This window comes from Variovorax paradoxus (assembly GCF_009498455.1).
Classification (GTDB): domain Bacteria; phylum Pseudomonadota; class Gammaproteobacteria; order Burkholderiales; family Burkholderiaceae_C; genus Variovorax; species Variovorax paradoxus_H.
Map to the genome: position 1 here is coordinate 5,755,322 of NZ_CP045644.1, position 15,814 is coordinate 5,771,135.

Below are 15,814 nucleotides of genomic sequence, written 5' to 3' on the forward strand. Positions count from 1 at the left end.
GGCGTGGGCTGCCCGTTTTCATGCACGGGCGATGGAAGCTGCTCGAAGGTTAGTTTTGTTTCCCAATGGGAAACATATCGCTTTCCCTGAGAAAGAAAAACTCACCCATATCTGGGAACCTCTCGCTTGGAGTTGCCCCATTCTGGTGAATTTGTTTCCCATCGGGATACTTTTCGCAAGGACCATGCCATCCCAGGCACGCACCTCGCTCGCGGCCCGCATCGATGCCGCGTTGCTTGCCGCACAGACGTTGCCCGCGGCGCCTTTTGCGTGAGGCCCATCACCAGGCCTTCATCGGCGCTCAGCTGCTGGCAGAAGCTCTCGGGGTGTTTCTCGGGCTTGTGCCAGTGCGCGGCGCCGCCCCGGAAACCATGGACAAGACCCTCACCCCGTGCGTACCAGCCCCTGCAGCGCCTCAAGCGACAGCAGCACGATGCGCCCATAGCCCAGCGACACCACGCCTTCGGTGGCCAGCGCGTTGAGTTCTTTCGACAGCGTCTGGCGCGTCACGCCGAGCATCATGGCCAGCGCCTCCTGCGAGAGCATGAGTTCGTGCCGCAGGTGCACCGACTGCGTGGCGTCGCCGCGCGCCAGCACCAACAGCCGGTGCGCCACGCGCGCCCGCAGGCTGCGCAAGGTGGCGTCTTCCGCCAGGCCGTAGAGCATGCGCACGCGCGCGGCCAGCATCGCGGCGATGGCGTTCGAAAACGCCACGTCGCGCATCTGCCGCGCGAAAGCTTCCGGCGGCACCACCAGCAGGTCGAGCGCTTCGAGCGCGGTGGCGTCGTGCGTGCGCGGCGAGCCGTCGATGAGCGTGATCTCGCCGAACCAGTTGCCCGGCTCCAGCACCGCCAGGATGGCCTCGCGCCCGTCCTGGCGCAGCGACGAAATCTTGATCGTGCCCGCCACCAGCCCGTAGAAACCGCCGCCCGCCGCATGGATCGGGTCGCCCTGGCGGAACACCATCGTGCCGCGCCGCACGTGCAGCAGCTCGGCCGCGCCCACCAGCGCGTCGCGCTGTAAGCGCGGCATGCTGGTGAACCACGGGTTGCCGTCGAGCGCGGTGCGGTGCGCGGCCGAAAGGCGCGGCTTGGTCGAGGTGGCCATGAGGGAAAAAGGGAGAGGAAAGACACCCGGAGGCGGGTTTACCAGAAGCCTGCATTGTCAAATTCTTGACAGTTGAAGGTCAAGCGCAGGTCTACAGTGACCGCCATTCCCCCAAGAACGGAGACCCACACGATGAATGCACGGGCAAGTTTCAAGAGCATGCAAGAGAGCACGCGCGAAGACTGGCAACTGATCGGCGGCGAGTTCATGCAGTTCACGGGCGGCCTGCCCGCGCGCGTGATCAAGCACCTGCAGATCCTCGAAGGCGACTACGGCGGCTTTCCGGTCGACCGCTACACGCACTCGCTGCAGACCGCCACGCGCGCGCTGCGCGACGGCCGCGACGAGGAGTACGTGGTGTGCGCGCTGCTGCACGACATCGGCGACACGCTCGGCAGCTTCAACCACCCCGACATTGCCGCCGCCATCCTCAAGCCCTTCGTGAGCGAAGCCAACCACTGGATGGTGCAGCACCACGGCATCTTCCAGGGCCACTACTTCTTCCACCACATCGGGCTGGACCGCGACATGCGCGACAACTTCAAGGACCACCCGCACTACGAGCGCACGGCCGAGTTCTGCGCGCTCTACGACAACCCGGCCTTCGACCCCAAGGCCGAGACCCTGCCCATCAGCGAATTCGAACCCATGCTGCGCCGCCTGATGGCGCAGCCCAAGCAGAGCATCTACAAGACCGTGCTCACCGAGCAGGCCACGGCCTGAGCCCAGACAAAGGACACATCCCCATGAACGCAACCTCCGCCTCCGAAATCCAGAAGCTCGTCTCCGCCGAAGAGTGGCAGCTGCGCGTCGACCTCGCCGCCTGCTACCGCCTGGTGGCGCTGTACGGCTGGAGCGACCTGGTGTTCACGCACATCAGCGCGCGCGTGCCCGGCCCCGAGCATCACTTCCTGATCAACCCCTACGGTTTGATGTTCGACGAGATCACGGCGTCGAGCCTCGTGAAGGTCGACCAGCAGTGCAACAAGATCATCGATTCGCCCTACCCCGTGAACCCGGCGGGCTTCGTGATTCACAGCGCCGTGCATGCCGCGCGCGAAGACATCCAGTGCGTGCTGCACACCCACACCAAGGCCGGCATTGCCGTGAGCGCGCAGAAGAACGGCGTGCTGCCCATCAGCCAGCAGTCGACCTTCGTGCTGGCCTCGCTCGCGTACCACGACTACGAAGGCGTGGCCTTCCGCGACGACGAGAAGCCGCGCCTGCAGGCGGACATGGGTCATGCCAACTTCCTCATGCTGCGCAACCACGGCCTGCTGACCTGCGGCAAGACCATTGCCGACGCCTTCCTTTCGATGTACACCTTCGAGAACACCTGCCAGATCCAGATCGCCGCGCAGGCCGGCGGGGGCGAACTCACGCACGTGAACCCGAAGATCATCGAGGGCGTGGGCCAGGCGATGAAGGTGCAGAGCGGCGGCCTCGGCGGCATGTTCGTCTGGCCTTCGCTGATCCGCAAACTCGACCGCATCGACGACAGCTACAAACAATAAGACCGCGCGTCGACCCGGTTTCCCGGCTGCCAGCGCCCACGCGACGGGTGCCGGCAGCCATTTTTTTAAGTTCGTTCACGAAGAACGACAGAGGAGACAACACCCCATGGACACCACGCTCATCGTGACCCGGTTCCTGTTCGGCGCGCTCGCGCTCGTGATGTTCGGGCTGGGGCTGTCGCTCTCGCTCGACGATTTCCGGCGCCTGTTCAAGCACCCGAAGGCCGTGACCCTCGCGCTCGTGCTGCAGGTCATCGGGCTGCCGCTCGCCTGCTACGCGATCGTCGTGGGCTTCGGGCTGTCGCCCGTGTTCGCCATCGGGCTCATGCTGCTGGCGGCCTCGCCGGGCGGCATCTCGGCCAACCTGTTCTCGCACCTGTTCGGCGGCAACGTGGCGATGAACATCTCGCTCACGGCCGTGAACACGCTGCTGTCGATCGTCACGCTGCCGCTCATCGCCAACTGGGCCATCAACCACTTCGCGCCGAGCGGCCAGGTGGTGCCGCTGCAGACGCGCAAGCTGGTCGAGGTGATCGCCATCGTGCTGGTGCCGGTGGCCATCGGCATGGTCGTCGCATCGCGCAAGCCCGGCTTTGCGGCACGCATGGAAAAGCCGACCAAGATCTTCAGTGCAGTGGTGCTCGCGGTGGTCACCGTGCTCGCCATCGCCAACGAGTGGAAGACCATCACCTCCACCTTCGCCGAGATCGGCCTGCCCGTGCTGCTGTTCAACCTCGTGAGCCTGCTGGCCGGCTATTACCTGAGCCGCGCGGCCGGCCTCGACAAGCCGCTGGCCACCGCCATCAGCTACGAGATCGGCATCCACAACTCCACGCTCGCCATCTTCATCGCGGTGAGCGTGCTCGGGAGCTTTCCGCTCGCGCTGCCGGCCGCGATCTACTCGGTGGTGATGTACATCACGGCCCCGCTGTTCGGATGGTTGCTGCTGCGGCGCGGCCAACCCACCCCTGTGCCTGCGCCATGATGCGCGCATGGAACTGAGACAACTGCGCTACTTCGTCAAGGTCTGCGAGCTGCGCAGCATGGGCCGCGCGGCCGTGGAGTTGGGGGTGGTCACCTCGGCGTTGAGCCAGCAGATCAGCCGGCTCGAAAGTGAGCTCTCGACGCGCCTCCTGCAGCGCAGCTCGACCGGCGTTACGCCCACCGACGCGGGCCTGGCCTTCCTGCACCAGGCACAGCTCACCTTGCGCCATGCCGACGATGCGGTGCGCGCTGCGCAGCAGGCGCGCCTCTCGGGCCATGTGAGCGTGGGCCTGGCGCCCACCACCGCCACCGTGCTGGGCGTGCCGCTCATGCAGGCCATGCAGGCGCGCTACCCCGAGGTGCGGCTGCACATGGTCGAAGCGCTGTCGGGCCACCTCACGACCATGCTGCATGCGCGCCAGCTCGACCTGGCCGTGCTGTTCCAGACCGACACGCCGCGGCGCTGGAGCGTCGCGCCGCTGCTGGCCGAAAAGCTCTTCGTCATCGCCTCGCCCACGCTCACCCCGCGCCCCACCGGCGCGAAGGTGCGGCTGTCGCAACTGGCCGAGGTGCCGCTGATCCTGCCCAGCGGCAGCCACGGCCTGCGCGCCACGCTGATGGCCGCCTTTGCGCGGGCGCGCGTGGCACCGCGCATCGTGGCCGAGGTCGACGGCCTGGCGCTGCTGATGGACGCGGTGCGCGCCGGCCACGGCGCCACCATCCAGCCCGGCGCCGCCACCGCGCGGCACGACCGCGACGACCTCGAACTCACGCAGATTTCCGACGCCCACGTCGGCCGCCGCAACCTGCTCGTGAGCCTGTCGGACGATGAGCTCTCGCCCGCCGCCCTGGCCGCGCGCGTGGTGGTCACCGAAACGGCCCGCACGCTGGTCAGCGAAGGCCGATGGGCTGGTGCAAGTCTTCTCGAAAGCTGAACACCTGTTGCCTCAATCGGCCTTTCGCGTGAAGGCCGCGCTCCCTAAAGTCTCCTGCATTCCAAGGAGACCCACGAGTGATAGACGTACTGGTTGTCGGTGGCGGCAATGCCGCGCTGTGCGCCACCCTGATGGCGCGCGAGGCCGGCGCTTCGGTGCTGCTGCTGGAGGCCTCGCCCAAAGCATGGCGCGGCGGCAATTCGCAGCACACCCGCAACCTGCGCTGCATGCACGACGCGCCGCAGGACGTGCTGGTCGAGGCCTACCCTGAAGAGGAGTACTGGCAAGACCTGCTGAAGGTGACCGGCGGCCTCACCGACGAGCACCTGGCGCGCCTCGTGATCCGCGCCTCGTCGAACTGCCGCGACTGGATGCGCCGCCACGGCGTGCATTTCCAGCCGCCGCTGTCGGGTGCGCTGCATGTGGCGCGCACCAACGCCTTCTTCATGGGCGGCGGCAAGGCACTCGTGAACGCCTATTTCCGCAGTGCCGAGAAGCTGGGCGTGCAGATCCGCTACGACACGCCCGTGGCCTCGGTCGAACTCGACGGTGACCGCTTCGTGGCCGTGCGCACCGAAGCCGGCGAACGCATCGAAGCAAAGAGTTGTGTGCTCGCCTCGGGCGGTTTTGAATCGAACCGCGAATGGCTGCGCGAAGCCTGGGGCCAGAACGAGCGCGGCGAGTGGCCGGCCGACAACTTCCTCATCCGCGGCACGCGCTTCAACCAGGGCGTGCTGCTGAAATACATGATCGCCGCGGGTGCCGACAGCATCGGCGACCCGTCGCAGGGCCACATGGTCGCCATCGATGCGCGCGCACCGCTGTACGACGGCGGCATCTGCACGCGCATCGACTGCGTGTCGCTCGGCGTGGTGGTCAACCGCGACGCGCAGCGCTTCTACGACGAGGGCGAAGATTTCTGGCCCAAGCGCTATGCAATCTGGGGCCGCCTCGTGGCGCAGCAGCCGGGGCAGATCGCGTGGTCCATCATCGACCAGCAGGCGGTCGGCCGCTTCATGCCACCCGTGTTTACCGGCACGCAGGCGACCACGCTCGGCGAACTCGCGCAGAAGATCGGCCTGGACGAAGCGACCTTCGTGCGCACCGTGCAGGACTACAACGCCGCCTGCCGCGTCGGCCGTTTCGATCACACGGCGCTGGACGATTGCCACACCGAAGGCCTCGCGCCCGCCAAGACGCACTGGGCGCGTCCGATCGACACCGCGCCCTTCTACGCCTACCCGCTGCGCCCCGGCATCACCTTCACGTACCTCGGCCTGAAGGTCGACGAAACCGCTGCGGTGCGCTTCGGCGGACGCCCGAGCCCCAACCTCTTCGTGGCCGGCGAAATGATGGCCGGCAACGTGCTGGGCAAGGGCTACACGGCCGGCGTGGGCATGAGCATCGGCACGGCCTTCGGGCGCATCGCCGGGACACAGGCTGCACGCGCGGCGCAGAACCATTCGAAGCACCTTCCGGAGACCGCCCTTGCAGCAGCTCACTGACCTTGTCGCACGCGCCCGTGCGGATGCCGACGGCATCGGCAGCCCCCCGTCGCCATCGCAGCGCGTGATCCCGATCCAACCCGCGCTGCCATTGACCGCCTCCGAAAGCGAGGTCGCGCGCATCCTGCAGATCTGCAACGCCTGCCGCTACTGCGAGGGCTTCTGCGCCGTGTTCCCCGCCATGACGCGCCGGCTCGAATTCGGCAAGGCCGACACGCACTACCTCGCCAACCTGTGCCACAACTGCGGCGCGTGCCTGCATGCCTGCCAGTACGCGCCACCGCACGAGTTCGCGGTGAACGTGCCGCAGGCGATGGCGCAGGTGCGCCTGCAGACCTACCACGACTACGCCTGGCCACCCGCGATGGGCGCGCTCTACAAGAAGGCCGGGCTCACCGTGGCGCTGGCCCTCGCCGGCGGGCTCGCGTTGTTCCTGGTGCTGGCCGTGGCGATGTCGGGCTCGCTGTTGCACGAGCCGCTCGCGGGCAACTTCTACGCGATCTTTCCGCACAACTTCCTCGCACTCGTGTTCGGCGTGGTGTTCCTGTTCGTGATGTTCGCGCTGGCCATGGGCACGCGCCGTTTCTGGCGCGAGGTTTCGCCTGCGAACGACCCGGGCAATGCCCCCGACCTGCCGGGCGTGCGCCGCGCAGCGAGCGCCAAAGCCGCGCACGACGCGCTGCGCCTGACCTACCTCGACGGCGGCCACGGCGAAGGCTGCAACAACGCAGACGATCGCTTCACGCTGTGGCGCCGGCGCTTCCATCACTTCACCTTCTACGGCTTCATGCTGTGCTTCGCCTCCACCTGCGTGGCGACGCTGTACCACTACCTGTTCGACCTGCATGCGCCCTACGCGCTCACGAGCCTGCCGGTGCTGCTGGGCACCACGGGCGGCATCGGCCTCGTGATCGGCCCCGTCGGCCTGCTGTGGCTCAACCTGCGGCGCCACGCCGCGCACGGCGACGTGGCGCAGCGTCCGATGGACCGCGGCTTCATCGCGCTGCTGCTGCTCACGAGCCTCACCGGCCTGGCGCTGCTCGCGTGGCGCGACACGACCTTCATGGCGCTGCTGCTCGCGGTGCACCTGGGTGTGGTGATGGCGCTCTTTCTCACGCTGCCCTACGGCAAGTTCGCGCACGGCATCTTCCGCTGCGCGGCGCTGTTGAAGTTCGCCATCGAGAAGCGCCTGCCCAGCCGGTTGCGGCTGGGTGCCGACTGATCCGCACGGCCTGAAACCACCCGGGTCGGACAAGTCCCTACGCCCAGGGCGGAAACCCGCTGGCCGGGGCCGGCGGGCGTTGTCTGCAGAATAGGCGGCCATGCACGTTCGAAAAGCCGCCGTTCTCGCCCTCGTCCTGTCCGCCCTCTCCCTTCCCGCACTGATTCCCCCCGCCACTGCGGCGTCCGTTCCCAAAGCCCTCCAGCCCTCTCACGCGTCCCATGCGATCGATTCAGCGGAAACGCGCATCGAGTCGCTGATCGCGCGCATGACGCTGCAGGAGAAAGCCGGCCAGCTCAGCCTCTACGGCCCGGCGGACATCAACATTCCGAACAACCCGCAGGCCGGCTGGCGCAACGGGCAGCAGGAGACCGAGGACGTGCGCAACGGGCGCCTCACGGGCCTGTTCAACAACGCCGGACTCGAAGGCAAGCGGCGGCTGCAGCAGGTGGCGGTGCGCGAGTCGCGCCTGGGCATTCCGCTGATCTTCGGTGCCGACGTGATCCACGGATTTCGCACGATCTTCCCGATGCCGCTGGCCGAGGCTTCGAGCTGGGACCCCGCGCTGGCCGAGCGCACCGCGCGCGCGGCGGCGGTCGAGGCCACGGCCGACGGCTTTCGCTGGACCTTCGCGCCGATGGTCGACATCGCGCGCGACGCGCGCTGGGGCCGCGGCCTCGAAGGCGTGGGCGAAGACCCGTACCTCGCGCGCCAGTTCGCGGCAGCGCGCGTGCGCGGCTTCCAGGGCAGCAACCTCGCCAACGCCGACTCGATGCTGGCCACGCCCAAACACTTCGCGGCCTACGGCGCGGCCGAGGGCGGGCTCGACTACAACACGAGCGAACTCTCGGAACGCACGCTGCGCGAGGTCTACCTGCCGCCGTTCCGCGCGGCGCTCGATGCGGGCGCGCTGTCGGTCATGAGCGCCTTCAACGAGATCGGCGGCGTGCCCTCGACCGCGAACCCCGCGCTGCTCACCGGCGTGCTGCGCGACGAATGGAAGTTCAAGGGCTTCGTGGTGTCCGACTACACGGCCGATGAAGAACTCATCGAGCATGGCCACGCTGCCAACAGCCGCGAAGCCGCCAAGCTGGCCTTCATGGCCGGCACCGACGTGAGCATGCAAAGCGGCCTGTACATCCGCCACCTGCCCGACCTCGTGGCCTCGGGTGAAGTGCCGATGGCGCGGCTCGACGAGGCCGTGCGGCGCGTGCTGCGCGTCAAGCTCAAGCTCGGCCTCTTCGACGACCCCATGCGCGGCCTCGACGGCCCGCCGGCCGACCAGCGCGTGGAGAACCCCGACTTCATCGCACTGGCCCGCGAGAGCGCGCGCCGCTCGATCGTGATGCTGAAGAACGAAGGCCAGCTGCTGCCGCTGGCCAAGACCGGCCCGCAAAAGATCGCGCTGATCGGCCCCTTCGCCGAAGGCACCAAGGATTTGATGGGCTCCTGGAGCCTGTTCCCGGGCCAGTCCGCGCCCGTGGGCATCGACGAAGGCCTGCACGCCGCGCTGGGCATCGAGGCATCGCGGCTGACCGTCACGCGCGGCGCGAACGTCGAATCGCCGCTGCCGGGCGGCATCGAAACCGCCGTGGCCGCCGCGCGCGAAGCCGACGTGGTCGTGCTGGCCATCGGCGAGAGCCAGAAGATGTCGGGCGAGTCGCGCTCGCGCACCGACATCGGCCTGCCGCAGGCGCAGCAGGACCTGGCCGAGGCCGTGGCCGCCACCGGCAAGCCAGTGGTCGTGCTGCTGAGCAACGGCCGTGCGATGGCGCTCAAGGGCGCGGTGCGCGATGCGCGCGCCATCCTCGTGACGTGGTTCCTCGGCGTGCAGACCGGCCACGCGATCGCCGACGTGGTGTTCGGCGACGCCAACCCTTCGGGCCGCCTGCCCGTGAGCTTTCCACAGACGGCTGGCCAGGTGCCCTACTACTACGCCCACAAGCGCACCGGCCGCCCTTCGCCCGAGAGCGCGCCGGGCACGGCCTTCAAGACCCGCTACCTGGACGCGACGAACGAGGCGCTGTACCCCTTCGGTTTCGGCATCGGCTATGCGCCGGTGCGCTACGACCAGGTCGAGCTGAGCAGCGACCGCCTCGCCATCGGCAAGACGCTGCGCGTGCGCGCCACCGTCACGAACACGGGCACGCGCGAGGCGGAAGAAGTGGTGCAGCTGTACCTGGCGCAACGCGCGGCGAGCGTGACGCGGCCGGTGCGGGAGCTCAAGAACTTCCGCAAGGTGCGGATCGCGCCGGGGGCGTCGGAGGTGGTCGAGTTCACTGTCGGCAATGACGACCTGCAGTTTCTGGGGCGGGACATGAAGCCTGTGGTCGAGCCGGGTGAGATCGATCTGTGGGTCGCGCCTTCGGCTGCTGATGGGATTCGCAAGCGCTTCGTGTTGACGCGGGAGTGAATTCTTCAGGGCGTGTGCCCAGGCCACCGGGTACTTCCCTCCGCGAATGTCCCCCGCTCCTCCTTGATTTCGCTGCGGGAAGCACCCAGTTTCCTGCGCACAAGGCACGCTGTGGGTGCTCGCCGATCAACAACTGCACTGATGACGATCACGTCGATGGGGTGCCTTGCGCAGCGAAATCAAGGAGGAGCCGAAGGGGGGGGACATTCGCGGAGCAAGGTACCCCGTCGGCGGGATCGTCGCCCTGAACAAGATCAGTCGAACACCCCCGTGAATGCCACCCGGCTCACCACCCCAGAGCTGCTCGCGCCGACACCCATCGTCACGCTGTAGCGCCCATCTTGCGAGGTGCGACGGATCGATCCGCCCATCGCGCTTTCGCTGCGGAAGTTGCCCAAGCCCACGGCATAGCTGATCTTGCCGGGAACGACAGGTGCAGCCTCCATCGCAGCGACGCCCGCGATGCCCGCATAGGCGCGCCGCGCGTTCTCGTCCATCTGGTTCTGCAGGCGCGCAGCCGTGAGGTCGGTGTAGGCCTTGCCCAGCGGCAGGCCCTGCGCGGCGACGCTGTCGGTGTAGGCGTTGGCCGTGCTCACGCCCTGCTGCACCATGCCTTGCACCTGGCCCACGTTGGTCGCATCGTCGGGCGCGCTGCCAGGCGCCACGCCGGTGAGCTGGCGGTTGCCGAGCGCCACTTCGCCGGCCGACGACTGCAGCCCGCTCATGCCCACCGCCACGTAGTTCGACTGCGCGCCGCGCGTGGTCGTGCTGCCTGCGCCGAGCGCCACGCTGTTGGCGTGCGAGGCCGAGGCGTTGCTGCCGAGAGCGATGGCGTTGTCGGCGCTCGCGCGTGCGGCACTGCCCAGCGAGATCGCCTGGTTCGCGTTGACGTACACGCCGGCATCGGCACCAATGGCGATGTTGCCCGTGCCCATGACGTTCTGGCCCGCGCCACTGCCCTGCGCGATGTTGTGGCTGCCCACCACGCCCTGGCCCGCGGCCGTGCCCAGCGCCAGGTTCTGGTTGCCCTGCACACCGCCGCCCGCGGACTGCCCCATCGCCACGTTGTTGCTGCCCGCCACCTGCGCGCCGGCCATCTGGCCCGAGGCCTGGTTGCCCGAGCCGGTGACGCCGCTGCCCGCACCCTGCCCCGTGGCGAGGTTGTAGCTTCCGTTCACGTTGCGGCCCGCGTCGCCGCCGTAGGCCTGGTTGGCGTTGCCGGTCACGTTGCGCCCGGCGTTGCTGCCGTAAGCCTCATTGCCGGTGCCCTTCACGTCGGTGCCGGCCCAGAAGCCGACGGCGTTGTTGTAGTCGCCGGTCACGTTCTGGCCTGCGCTGCGGCCCATCGACTGGTTCCAGCCGCCGACCACGTTGGTGCCCGCGTAGTAGCCGATGGCCTGGTTCGCGTTCTTGCCCGACACGCCGGTGCCGGCGCCCTCGCCGATGGCGAGGTTCCAGTTGGTGCTGACGTTGTTGCCCGCGCCCTTGCCGATGGCCAAGTCGTTGCTGCCCGTGACACCCGTGGTGCCGGCCTTGTCGCCGATGCCTAGGTTGCCCTTGGCCGGGTCCCAGGTGATCGGCTGGGCCGAGGCGAGGCCCATGCCCGCAGCGGAGCCGAGGGCCACGGCCAGCCCGAGCAGTGTCTTGCTGTGCGTTCTGTTCTTGCGCTTCATGTCGATCAGCCCTTCAGGTGCAGGGCCATGGCCGGATCGCTCACGCCGGGCTTGCCGGTTTCGACACGGCCCGCGAAGCGGCGCTCGGTGTGCTCGGCGGCGACGGTGAAGTCGTACCAGTAGCCGCTCTTGTCCAGGCTCCAGTGCAGCATGCCGGTCGCGCCCGGTGCGACCTCGAGCGTCCAGGGGCCGTCGGCGCGGTAGGCGTTGGCCGTCACGGTGACCTTGCCGGCCGCCTTGCCCGTGTTGTGCACCTTCAGGTAGACCTGCCCGTCGACCGGCTCGTAGCAGACCTGCACCTCGGGCTTGAAGGCGGCGGTGTCCAGGGCCAGCGCGTCACCCTGGAAGCTGCGCACATAGCCGTTGGTGCTGTAGACCCACAGGTCGTACTTGCCGCTGTCGCTTGCGCCGGTGTTCCAGTAGTCGGCGAGCTGCTTGCCGGCCTCGACGGTGTAGCGGCGCGGAATGCGGTCCAGGTGCAGCTTGTCGTACACGTGGAACACGGCGCCCTGCGTGCCGGAGTTCGCGAACACCAGCTGCACGAGGCCGCGCGGCTCGACGCGTGCGCTGGTGTGCAGCTCGTAAGGCAGCGCGCGCGAGAAGCGCGTGCCGGTCTCCTGGTACAGCGGCTGCGGCGTGGCCGGTGCCTTGGTGATGACGCCCGTGTTGGCCAGGCGGCGCTGCTCGGTATTGATCGCGGGGAAGTTGCTGGTGTCTGGCAGCGTGGGAACGATGGGGTCGTTCGGGTGCACGAAGTCGAAGCAGGTGGTGAGGTCGCCGCACACGGCGCGGTGCCACGGGCTGATCGCGTCCACCGTGATGTCGAAACGCTGCTCGAGGAAGCGGCCGACCGAGGTGTGGTCGAACACCTGCGAGTTGACCCAGCCGCCCTTGCTCCACGGCGACACCACGTACATCGGCACGCGCGAGCTCAGGCCCCAGGGGCGGATCTTGCCGGTGGTGGTGTTGTCGGCGGCGGCCAGGTAGCTGCCCACCGAGGCGTCGAAGTACTCGCCGTCCAGCGGCACGGTCGACTTGCCCATGAGCGTGCCGTTGGCGTCGTACGAGGGCACGGCCGGCATGGCCAGGTGGTCGAAGAAGCCGTCGTTCTCATCGAAGGTCACGAACAGCGCGGTCTTGCTCCACACCGCAGGGTTCGAGGTGAGCGCGTCCAGCACGTCGGCGATGAAGTCGGCCGCGCCGGCCGTGCCTTCGCTGCTGCCGGGGTGCTCGGCCAGCGCCTGCGTGGGCAGCACCCACGAGACCTCCGGCAGGGAGCCGTTCATCACGTCCTGCTTGAGCTGGGCCAGGAAGTTGGTGGCGCCGTCGGCCGCGTTGGGGCCGCCCGTGAGGCCGTGTTCATAGATCGGGGAGCCCGGCTGCGCGGTGCGGAAGCTCTCGAAGGCCAGGCCGCCGTGCATGGCGCCCGTCCAGTTGTTGTTCATGTTCTGGTAGATGTGCCAGCTGACGCCCTTCTTCTGCAGCACGTCGGGCAGCGTGTCCCACTTGAAGGCGCTGTTGACGTACTTGTAGTTGTAGTCGCCCGTGATCGGGTCTTTCTGGCCGGAGCCGTCGGCCTCCTGCGGGCGGCCCGCCACCCAGTTGGATGGCTTGGGCCAGCAGCGCGAGTTGATGGGTTCGGAGTCGGTGTCGGTGCTGTTGATGCCCTTCTTGCGCAGTTCGGGATTGAAGTTGGAGCCAGAGAAAAACACGATGCGGTTGGGGTCGGTGCCGGTGAGGATGGAGCAGTGGTAGCTGTCGCACACCGTGAAGGCATCGGCCAGCGCGAACTGGAACGGAATGTCTTCGCGCAGGTAGTAGCCCATGGTCGCCTGGTTCTTGAACTGGATCCAGCGGTCCATCTTTCCCTGGTTCCATGCGGCTTGCTGGTCGGGAAAGTTGTGCGGCGTGCCCGAGCCGATCAGCGCATTGGCAATCGTCGAGTCGCGGCGGAACGGCGGAATCTCCGCGCCGCCGGCCGGGTTCGATTGGAAGTACACCGATTTGCCGTTGGCCAGCGGAATCGGAAAGCGGTCGCCGAAACCGCGCACGCCACGCAGCGTGCCGAAGTAGTGATCGAAGCTGCGGTTCTCCTGCATCAGGATCACGATGTGCTTGATGTCCTTGATGGTGCCGGTGTCGACGGCGGCGTCGGCGGCGAGCGCCTTGCGGATCGTGGGCGGCAGCATCGTGAGGGCCGAGGCCGCGCCGACGGCGCCGGCCGACTTGCGGAAGAAATCGCGACGGTTGGTGGGGTTCATGGGGAGTCTTTCAACGCGAGGACAGAACAGAAGAAGTGGGAGGCGTGTCGATGAAGGCTGCGCGGCTCAGGGCGCGCACGTCAGCGCCGGCGTCGGCTGGCCGGGCTGCTCCGGTGTGGTGGTCGGGGGCGTGGTGCCGGTGGGTGGCAGCACCGGCAGACCGCCGCCACCACCGCTTCCGCCGCCGCACGCGGCGAGGCTCAGGCACAGGAGAAAGCCCGCCGCAGCGAGGCCATACCGGGAAGAACGTTGGGTCATGAAGGTGTCCTTTTCTGGATCGAAGGGGCGTGGGAGGAAAAGCAAGGCGAAGCCGGGCCGTGCAGGCCTCGAAGGGCTTGCACCGGAACGGAAGAAACGGAATGAACTCGGGTGCCCGAACGGGCGGATAAGTGGGTGTCAGCGCTCAGGCATAGCGGCTGCGCAGCCGGGCTGCGACCCTGTCGAGCACGAGCACCGTGAGGAAGATCGCGATCAGGATCGTTCCGACGTGCGCGTAGTTGTACATGTCGTAGCGGCCCTTCAGCTCCTGGCCGATGCCGCCCGCGCCCACCAGCCCCACCACGGTGGCCATGCGCACGTTGCGGTCGAGGATGTACAGCGTGTAGGCAATGAACTGCGGCATCACCTGCGGCAGCACCGCGAAGCGCATCACCTTCAACTTGTTGGCGCCGATGGCACGCAGCGCCTCCTGCGGCTTGTCGTCGGCGGTCTCGATGTCTTCCGCGTAGAACTTGCCGAGGAAGCCCGCCGAGTGCAGTGCGAGCGCGAGCACGCCGGCGATGGGGCCGAAGCCGTAGGCGAGCACCAGGAACAGCGCGCTCACCAGCTCGGGCACCGCGCGGAACATGCCGACCGCGCTGCGCGCCAGTATGTAGACGGCGCGGTTCGGCGTGTAGTTCTTCGCACTGCACCAGGCCAGCGGCGCGCTCAGCACCATGGCCAGCAGCGTCGCCCAGATGGCGATCTCGAAGGTCTCGAGCATCTTCACCGCCACATGCCAGAGGTAGCCGAAGGGCTCGACCAGCACCTCGCGCCGGTCGATCACCTCCTCCATCTGCAGCGTCTGCGGGTTGAGCTTGGGCTGCCGCGATTCCTCCATCTCGACATGCGAGAACCACGGCAGCCGCTCGCGGTCGAAGCCCTCGATGCGCGACACCTCGGTGCGCTCCGACACCTGCGGCGGAAACAGCGAGCGCGCGATGGTGCCCAGGCCCGACAGCACCTGCGACTGGTCGCGCAGGCCCACGGCCGCGAGCACGCCCTCGCCCGTGAGCGACAGCATGCGGCCCATCTCCACGCGCTGGCCGGCGAAGAAGCCGACCACCACCACGAACAGCAGCACGGCGAGGCTGCGGGCGCCGAAGGGGCGCGGCAGGTCCCAGGCGGATGCGGGCCGGCTCATGGCACCAGCTCCAGCGTGCCGGTGTGCAGCGGCAGCGGCGCTTCGGGCGCCGGCCGCACGGGTGCCGGCGTGCGGCCGTAGACCGCATCGAACACCTTCGGGTCGAAGGCTGCGGGTGCGCCGTCGAACACCACCGCGCCGTGGCGCAACGCGACGATGCGGTCGGCGAATTCACAGGCCAACTCGATCTGGTGCAGGCTGCACAGCACGGTGGTGCCGCGCTCGCGCGCCTGCGTGCGCAGCAGCGACAGCACGTCGTGGCTGGTCTGCGGATCGAGGCTGGCCACGGGCTCGTCGGCCAGCACCAGCGGCGGCTCGAGCATGAAGGCGCGCGCAATGCCCACGCGCTGCTGCTGGCCGCCCGAGAGTTCACTCACGCGGCGCAGCAGGTGCTGCTCCTGCAGGCCGACCGATTCGATCAGCGCGCAGGCCTTGGCGCGCTGCGCATCGGAGAACAAACCGAGCAGCGCGCGCCCCGTCGGCACCGCGGGCAGCGCGCCGGCCAGCACGTTGTCGGCCACGGTGGAACGCAGCACCAGGTTGAACTGCTGGTGGATCATGCCGATGCGCGGGCGGATGCGGGCCAGCGAACTCGCGGCAATCTGCACGCCCTCGACCTGCACCGAGCCCTGCGTGGGCTTGACCAGCCCGTTGGCCATGCGCAGCAGCGTCGACTTGCCCGCGCCCGAGGCGCCCAGCACCACGCAGAACTGCCCCGTCGGCACCTGCAGCGACACGCCGTCGAGCGCGCGCGTGCCGTCGGCGTAGTGCATGGCGACCGATTCGAAATTCAGCATG

Annotated in this window: 13 protein-coding genes; 7 read left to right on the forward strand and 6 right to left on the reverse strand. The window is 68.2% G+C overall.

All coding sequences use genetic code 11. From position 1 onward, the window contains the following. Positions 1-384: 384 nt before the first annotated feature. Positions 385-1,107, reverse strand: coding sequence for a Crp/Fnr family transcriptional regulator (locus GFK26_RS26605; RefSeq protein ID WP_153284589.1), 723 nt, complete (start codon positions 1,105-1,107; stop codon positions 385-387). A gap of 132 nt (positions 1,108-1,239) precedes the next feature. Between GFK26_RS26605 and GFK26_RS26610 the strand changes: the two genes are divergently transcribed. The 7 genes from GFK26_RS26610 (at position 1,240) to GFK26_RS26640 (ending at position 9,680) form a co-directional block, all read left to right on the forward strand. Further along, positions 1,240-1,830, forward strand: coding sequence for an HD domain-containing protein (locus GFK26_RS26610; RefSeq protein WP_153284590.1), 591 nt, complete (start codon positions 1,240-1,242; stop codon positions 1,828-1,830). 23 nt (positions 1,831-1,853) lie between these two features. Then, a complete protein-coding gene (locus GFK26_RS26615; RefSeq protein WP_153284591.1) occupies positions 1,854-2,621 on the forward strand; it encodes a class II aldolase/adducin family protein in 768 nt (255 codons plus the stop codon). 106 nt (positions 2,622-2,727) lie between these two features. Then, a complete protein-coding gene (locus tag GFK26_RS26620; protein WP_153284592.1) occupies positions 2,728-3,606 on the forward strand; it encodes a bile acid:sodium symporter family protein in 879 nt (292 codons plus the stop codon). 7 nt (positions 3,607-3,613) lie between these two features. Then, positions 3,614-4,540, forward strand: a complete 927-nt coding sequence (locus tag GFK26_RS26625) for a LysR substrate-binding domain-containing protein (RefSeq protein ID WP_153284593.1) — start codon at positions 3,614-3,616, stop codon at positions 4,538-4,540. Positions 4,541-4,617: 77 nt separating this feature from the next. Continuing rightward, positions 4,618-6,045: an FAD-dependent tricarballylate dehydrogenase TcuA gene (gene tcuA / locus GFK26_RS26630; RefSeq protein WP_153284594.1), complete on the forward strand. Its 1,428-nt coding sequence runs from the start codon at positions 4,618-4,620 to the stop codon at positions 6,043-6,045. Continuing rightward, positions 6,029-7,267 (forward strand): tricarballylate utilization 4Fe-4S protein TcuB, encoded by a 1,239-nt coding sequence (tcuB, locus tag GFK26_RS26635; RefSeq protein ID WP_153284595.1) that lies wholly within the window; start codon positions 6,029-6,031, stop codon positions 7,265-7,267. Before tcuA ends, tcuB begins: the two co-directional genes overlap by 17 nt. 100 nt (positions 7,268-7,367) lie before the next feature. Continuing rightward, the gene (locus GFK26_RS26640; protein WP_153284596.1) at positions 7,368-9,680 is read left to right on the forward strand and encodes a glycoside hydrolase family 3 N-terminal domain-containing protein; all 2,313 of its coding nucleotides are present in this window, start codon (positions 7,368-7,370) and stop codon (positions 9,678-9,680) included. A 254-nt stretch (positions 9,681-9,934) separates the two neighbouring features. Here GFK26_RS26640 and GFK26_RS26645 read toward each other — a convergent pair whose 3' ends face one another. The 5 genes from GFK26_RS26645 to phnC form a co-directional block, all read right to left on the reverse strand. Further along, complete coding sequence (locus GFK26_RS26645) at positions 9,935-11,353, reverse strand: YadA family autotransporter adhesin (protein ID WP_153284597.1); 1,419 nt, start codon at positions 11,351-11,353, stop codon at positions 9,935-9,937. Positions 11,354-11,358: 5 nt separating this feature from the next. Then, a complete protein-coding gene (locus GFK26_RS26650) occupies positions 11,359-13,614 on the reverse strand; it encodes a phosphocholine-specific phospholipase C (protein WP_153284598.1) in 2,256 nt (751 codons plus the stop codon). 66 nt (positions 13,615-13,680) lie between these two features. Next, positions 13,681-13,872 carry a hypothetical protein gene (locus GFK26_RS26655; RefSeq protein WP_153284599.1) on the reverse strand — a complete coding sequence of 64 codons (192 nt, stop codon included), beginning with the start codon at positions 13,870-13,872 and terminating at the stop codon, positions 13,681-13,683. A gap of 145 nt (positions 13,873-14,017) precedes the next feature. Next, on the reverse strand, positions 14,018-15,016 hold the full coding sequence (gene phnE / locus GFK26_RS26660; RefSeq protein WP_153284600.1) for a phosphonate ABC transporter, permease protein PhnE: 999 nt from the start codon (positions 15,014-15,016) through the stop codon (positions 14,018-14,020). Continuing rightward, a complete protein-coding gene (gene phnC, locus GFK26_RS26665) occupies positions 15,013-15,813 on the reverse strand; it encodes a phosphonate ABC transporter ATP-binding protein (protein ID WP_153284601.1) in 801 nt (266 codons plus the stop codon). Before phnC ends, phnE begins: the two co-directional genes overlap by 4 nt. Position 15,814 lies beyond the last annotated feature (1 nt).

What these genes read in the sequence shown, in the direction of transcription:
- GFK26_RS26645 (WP_153284597.1), bottom strand. Translation starts at nt 11,353, where the DNA reads ATGAAGCGCAAGAACAGAACGCACAGCAAGACACTGCTCGGGCTGGCC.
- phnE (WP_153284600.1), bottom strand. Translation starts at nt 15,016, where the DNA reads ATGAGCCGGCCCGCATCCGCCTGGGACCTGCCGCGCCCCTTCGGCGCC.
- GFK26_RS26655 (WP_153284599.1), bottom strand. Translation starts at nt 13,872, where the DNA reads ATGACCCAACGTTCTTCCCGGTATGGCCTCGCTGCGGCGGGCTTTCTC.
- GFK26_RS26650 (WP_153284598.1), bottom strand. Translation starts at nt 13,614, where the DNA reads ATGAACCCCACCAACCGTCGCGATTTCTTCCGCAAGTCGGCCGGCGCC.
- GFK26_RS26610 (WP_153284590.1), top strand. Translation starts at nt 1,240, where the DNA reads ATGAATGCACGGGCAAGTTTCAAGAGCATGCAAGAGAGCACGCGCGAA.
- GFK26_RS26640 (WP_153284596.1), top strand. Translation starts at nt 7,368, where the DNA reads ATGCACGTTCGAAAAGCCGCCGTTCTCGCCCTCGTCCTGTCCGCCCTC.
- GFK26_RS26620 (WP_153284592.1), top strand. Translation starts at nt 2,728, where the DNA reads ATGGACACCACGCTCATCGTGACCCGGTTCCTGTTCGGCGCGCTCGCG.
- phnC (WP_153284601.1), bottom strand. Translation starts at nt 15,813, where the DNA reads ATGCTGAATTTCGAATCGGTCGCCATGCACTACGCCGACGGCACGCGC.
- GFK26_RS26625 (WP_153284593.1), top strand. Translation starts at nt 3,614, where the DNA reads ATGGAACTGAGACAACTGCGCTACTTCGTCAAGGTCTGCGAGCTGCGC.
- GFK26_RS26605 (WP_153284589.1), bottom strand. Translation starts at nt 1,107, where the DNA reads ATGGCCACCTCGACCAAGCCGCGCCTTTCGGCCGCGCACCGCACCGCG.
- GFK26_RS26615 (WP_153284591.1), top strand. Translation starts at nt 1,854, where the DNA reads ATGAACGCAACCTCCGCCTCCGAAATCCAGAAGCTCGTCTCCGCCGAA.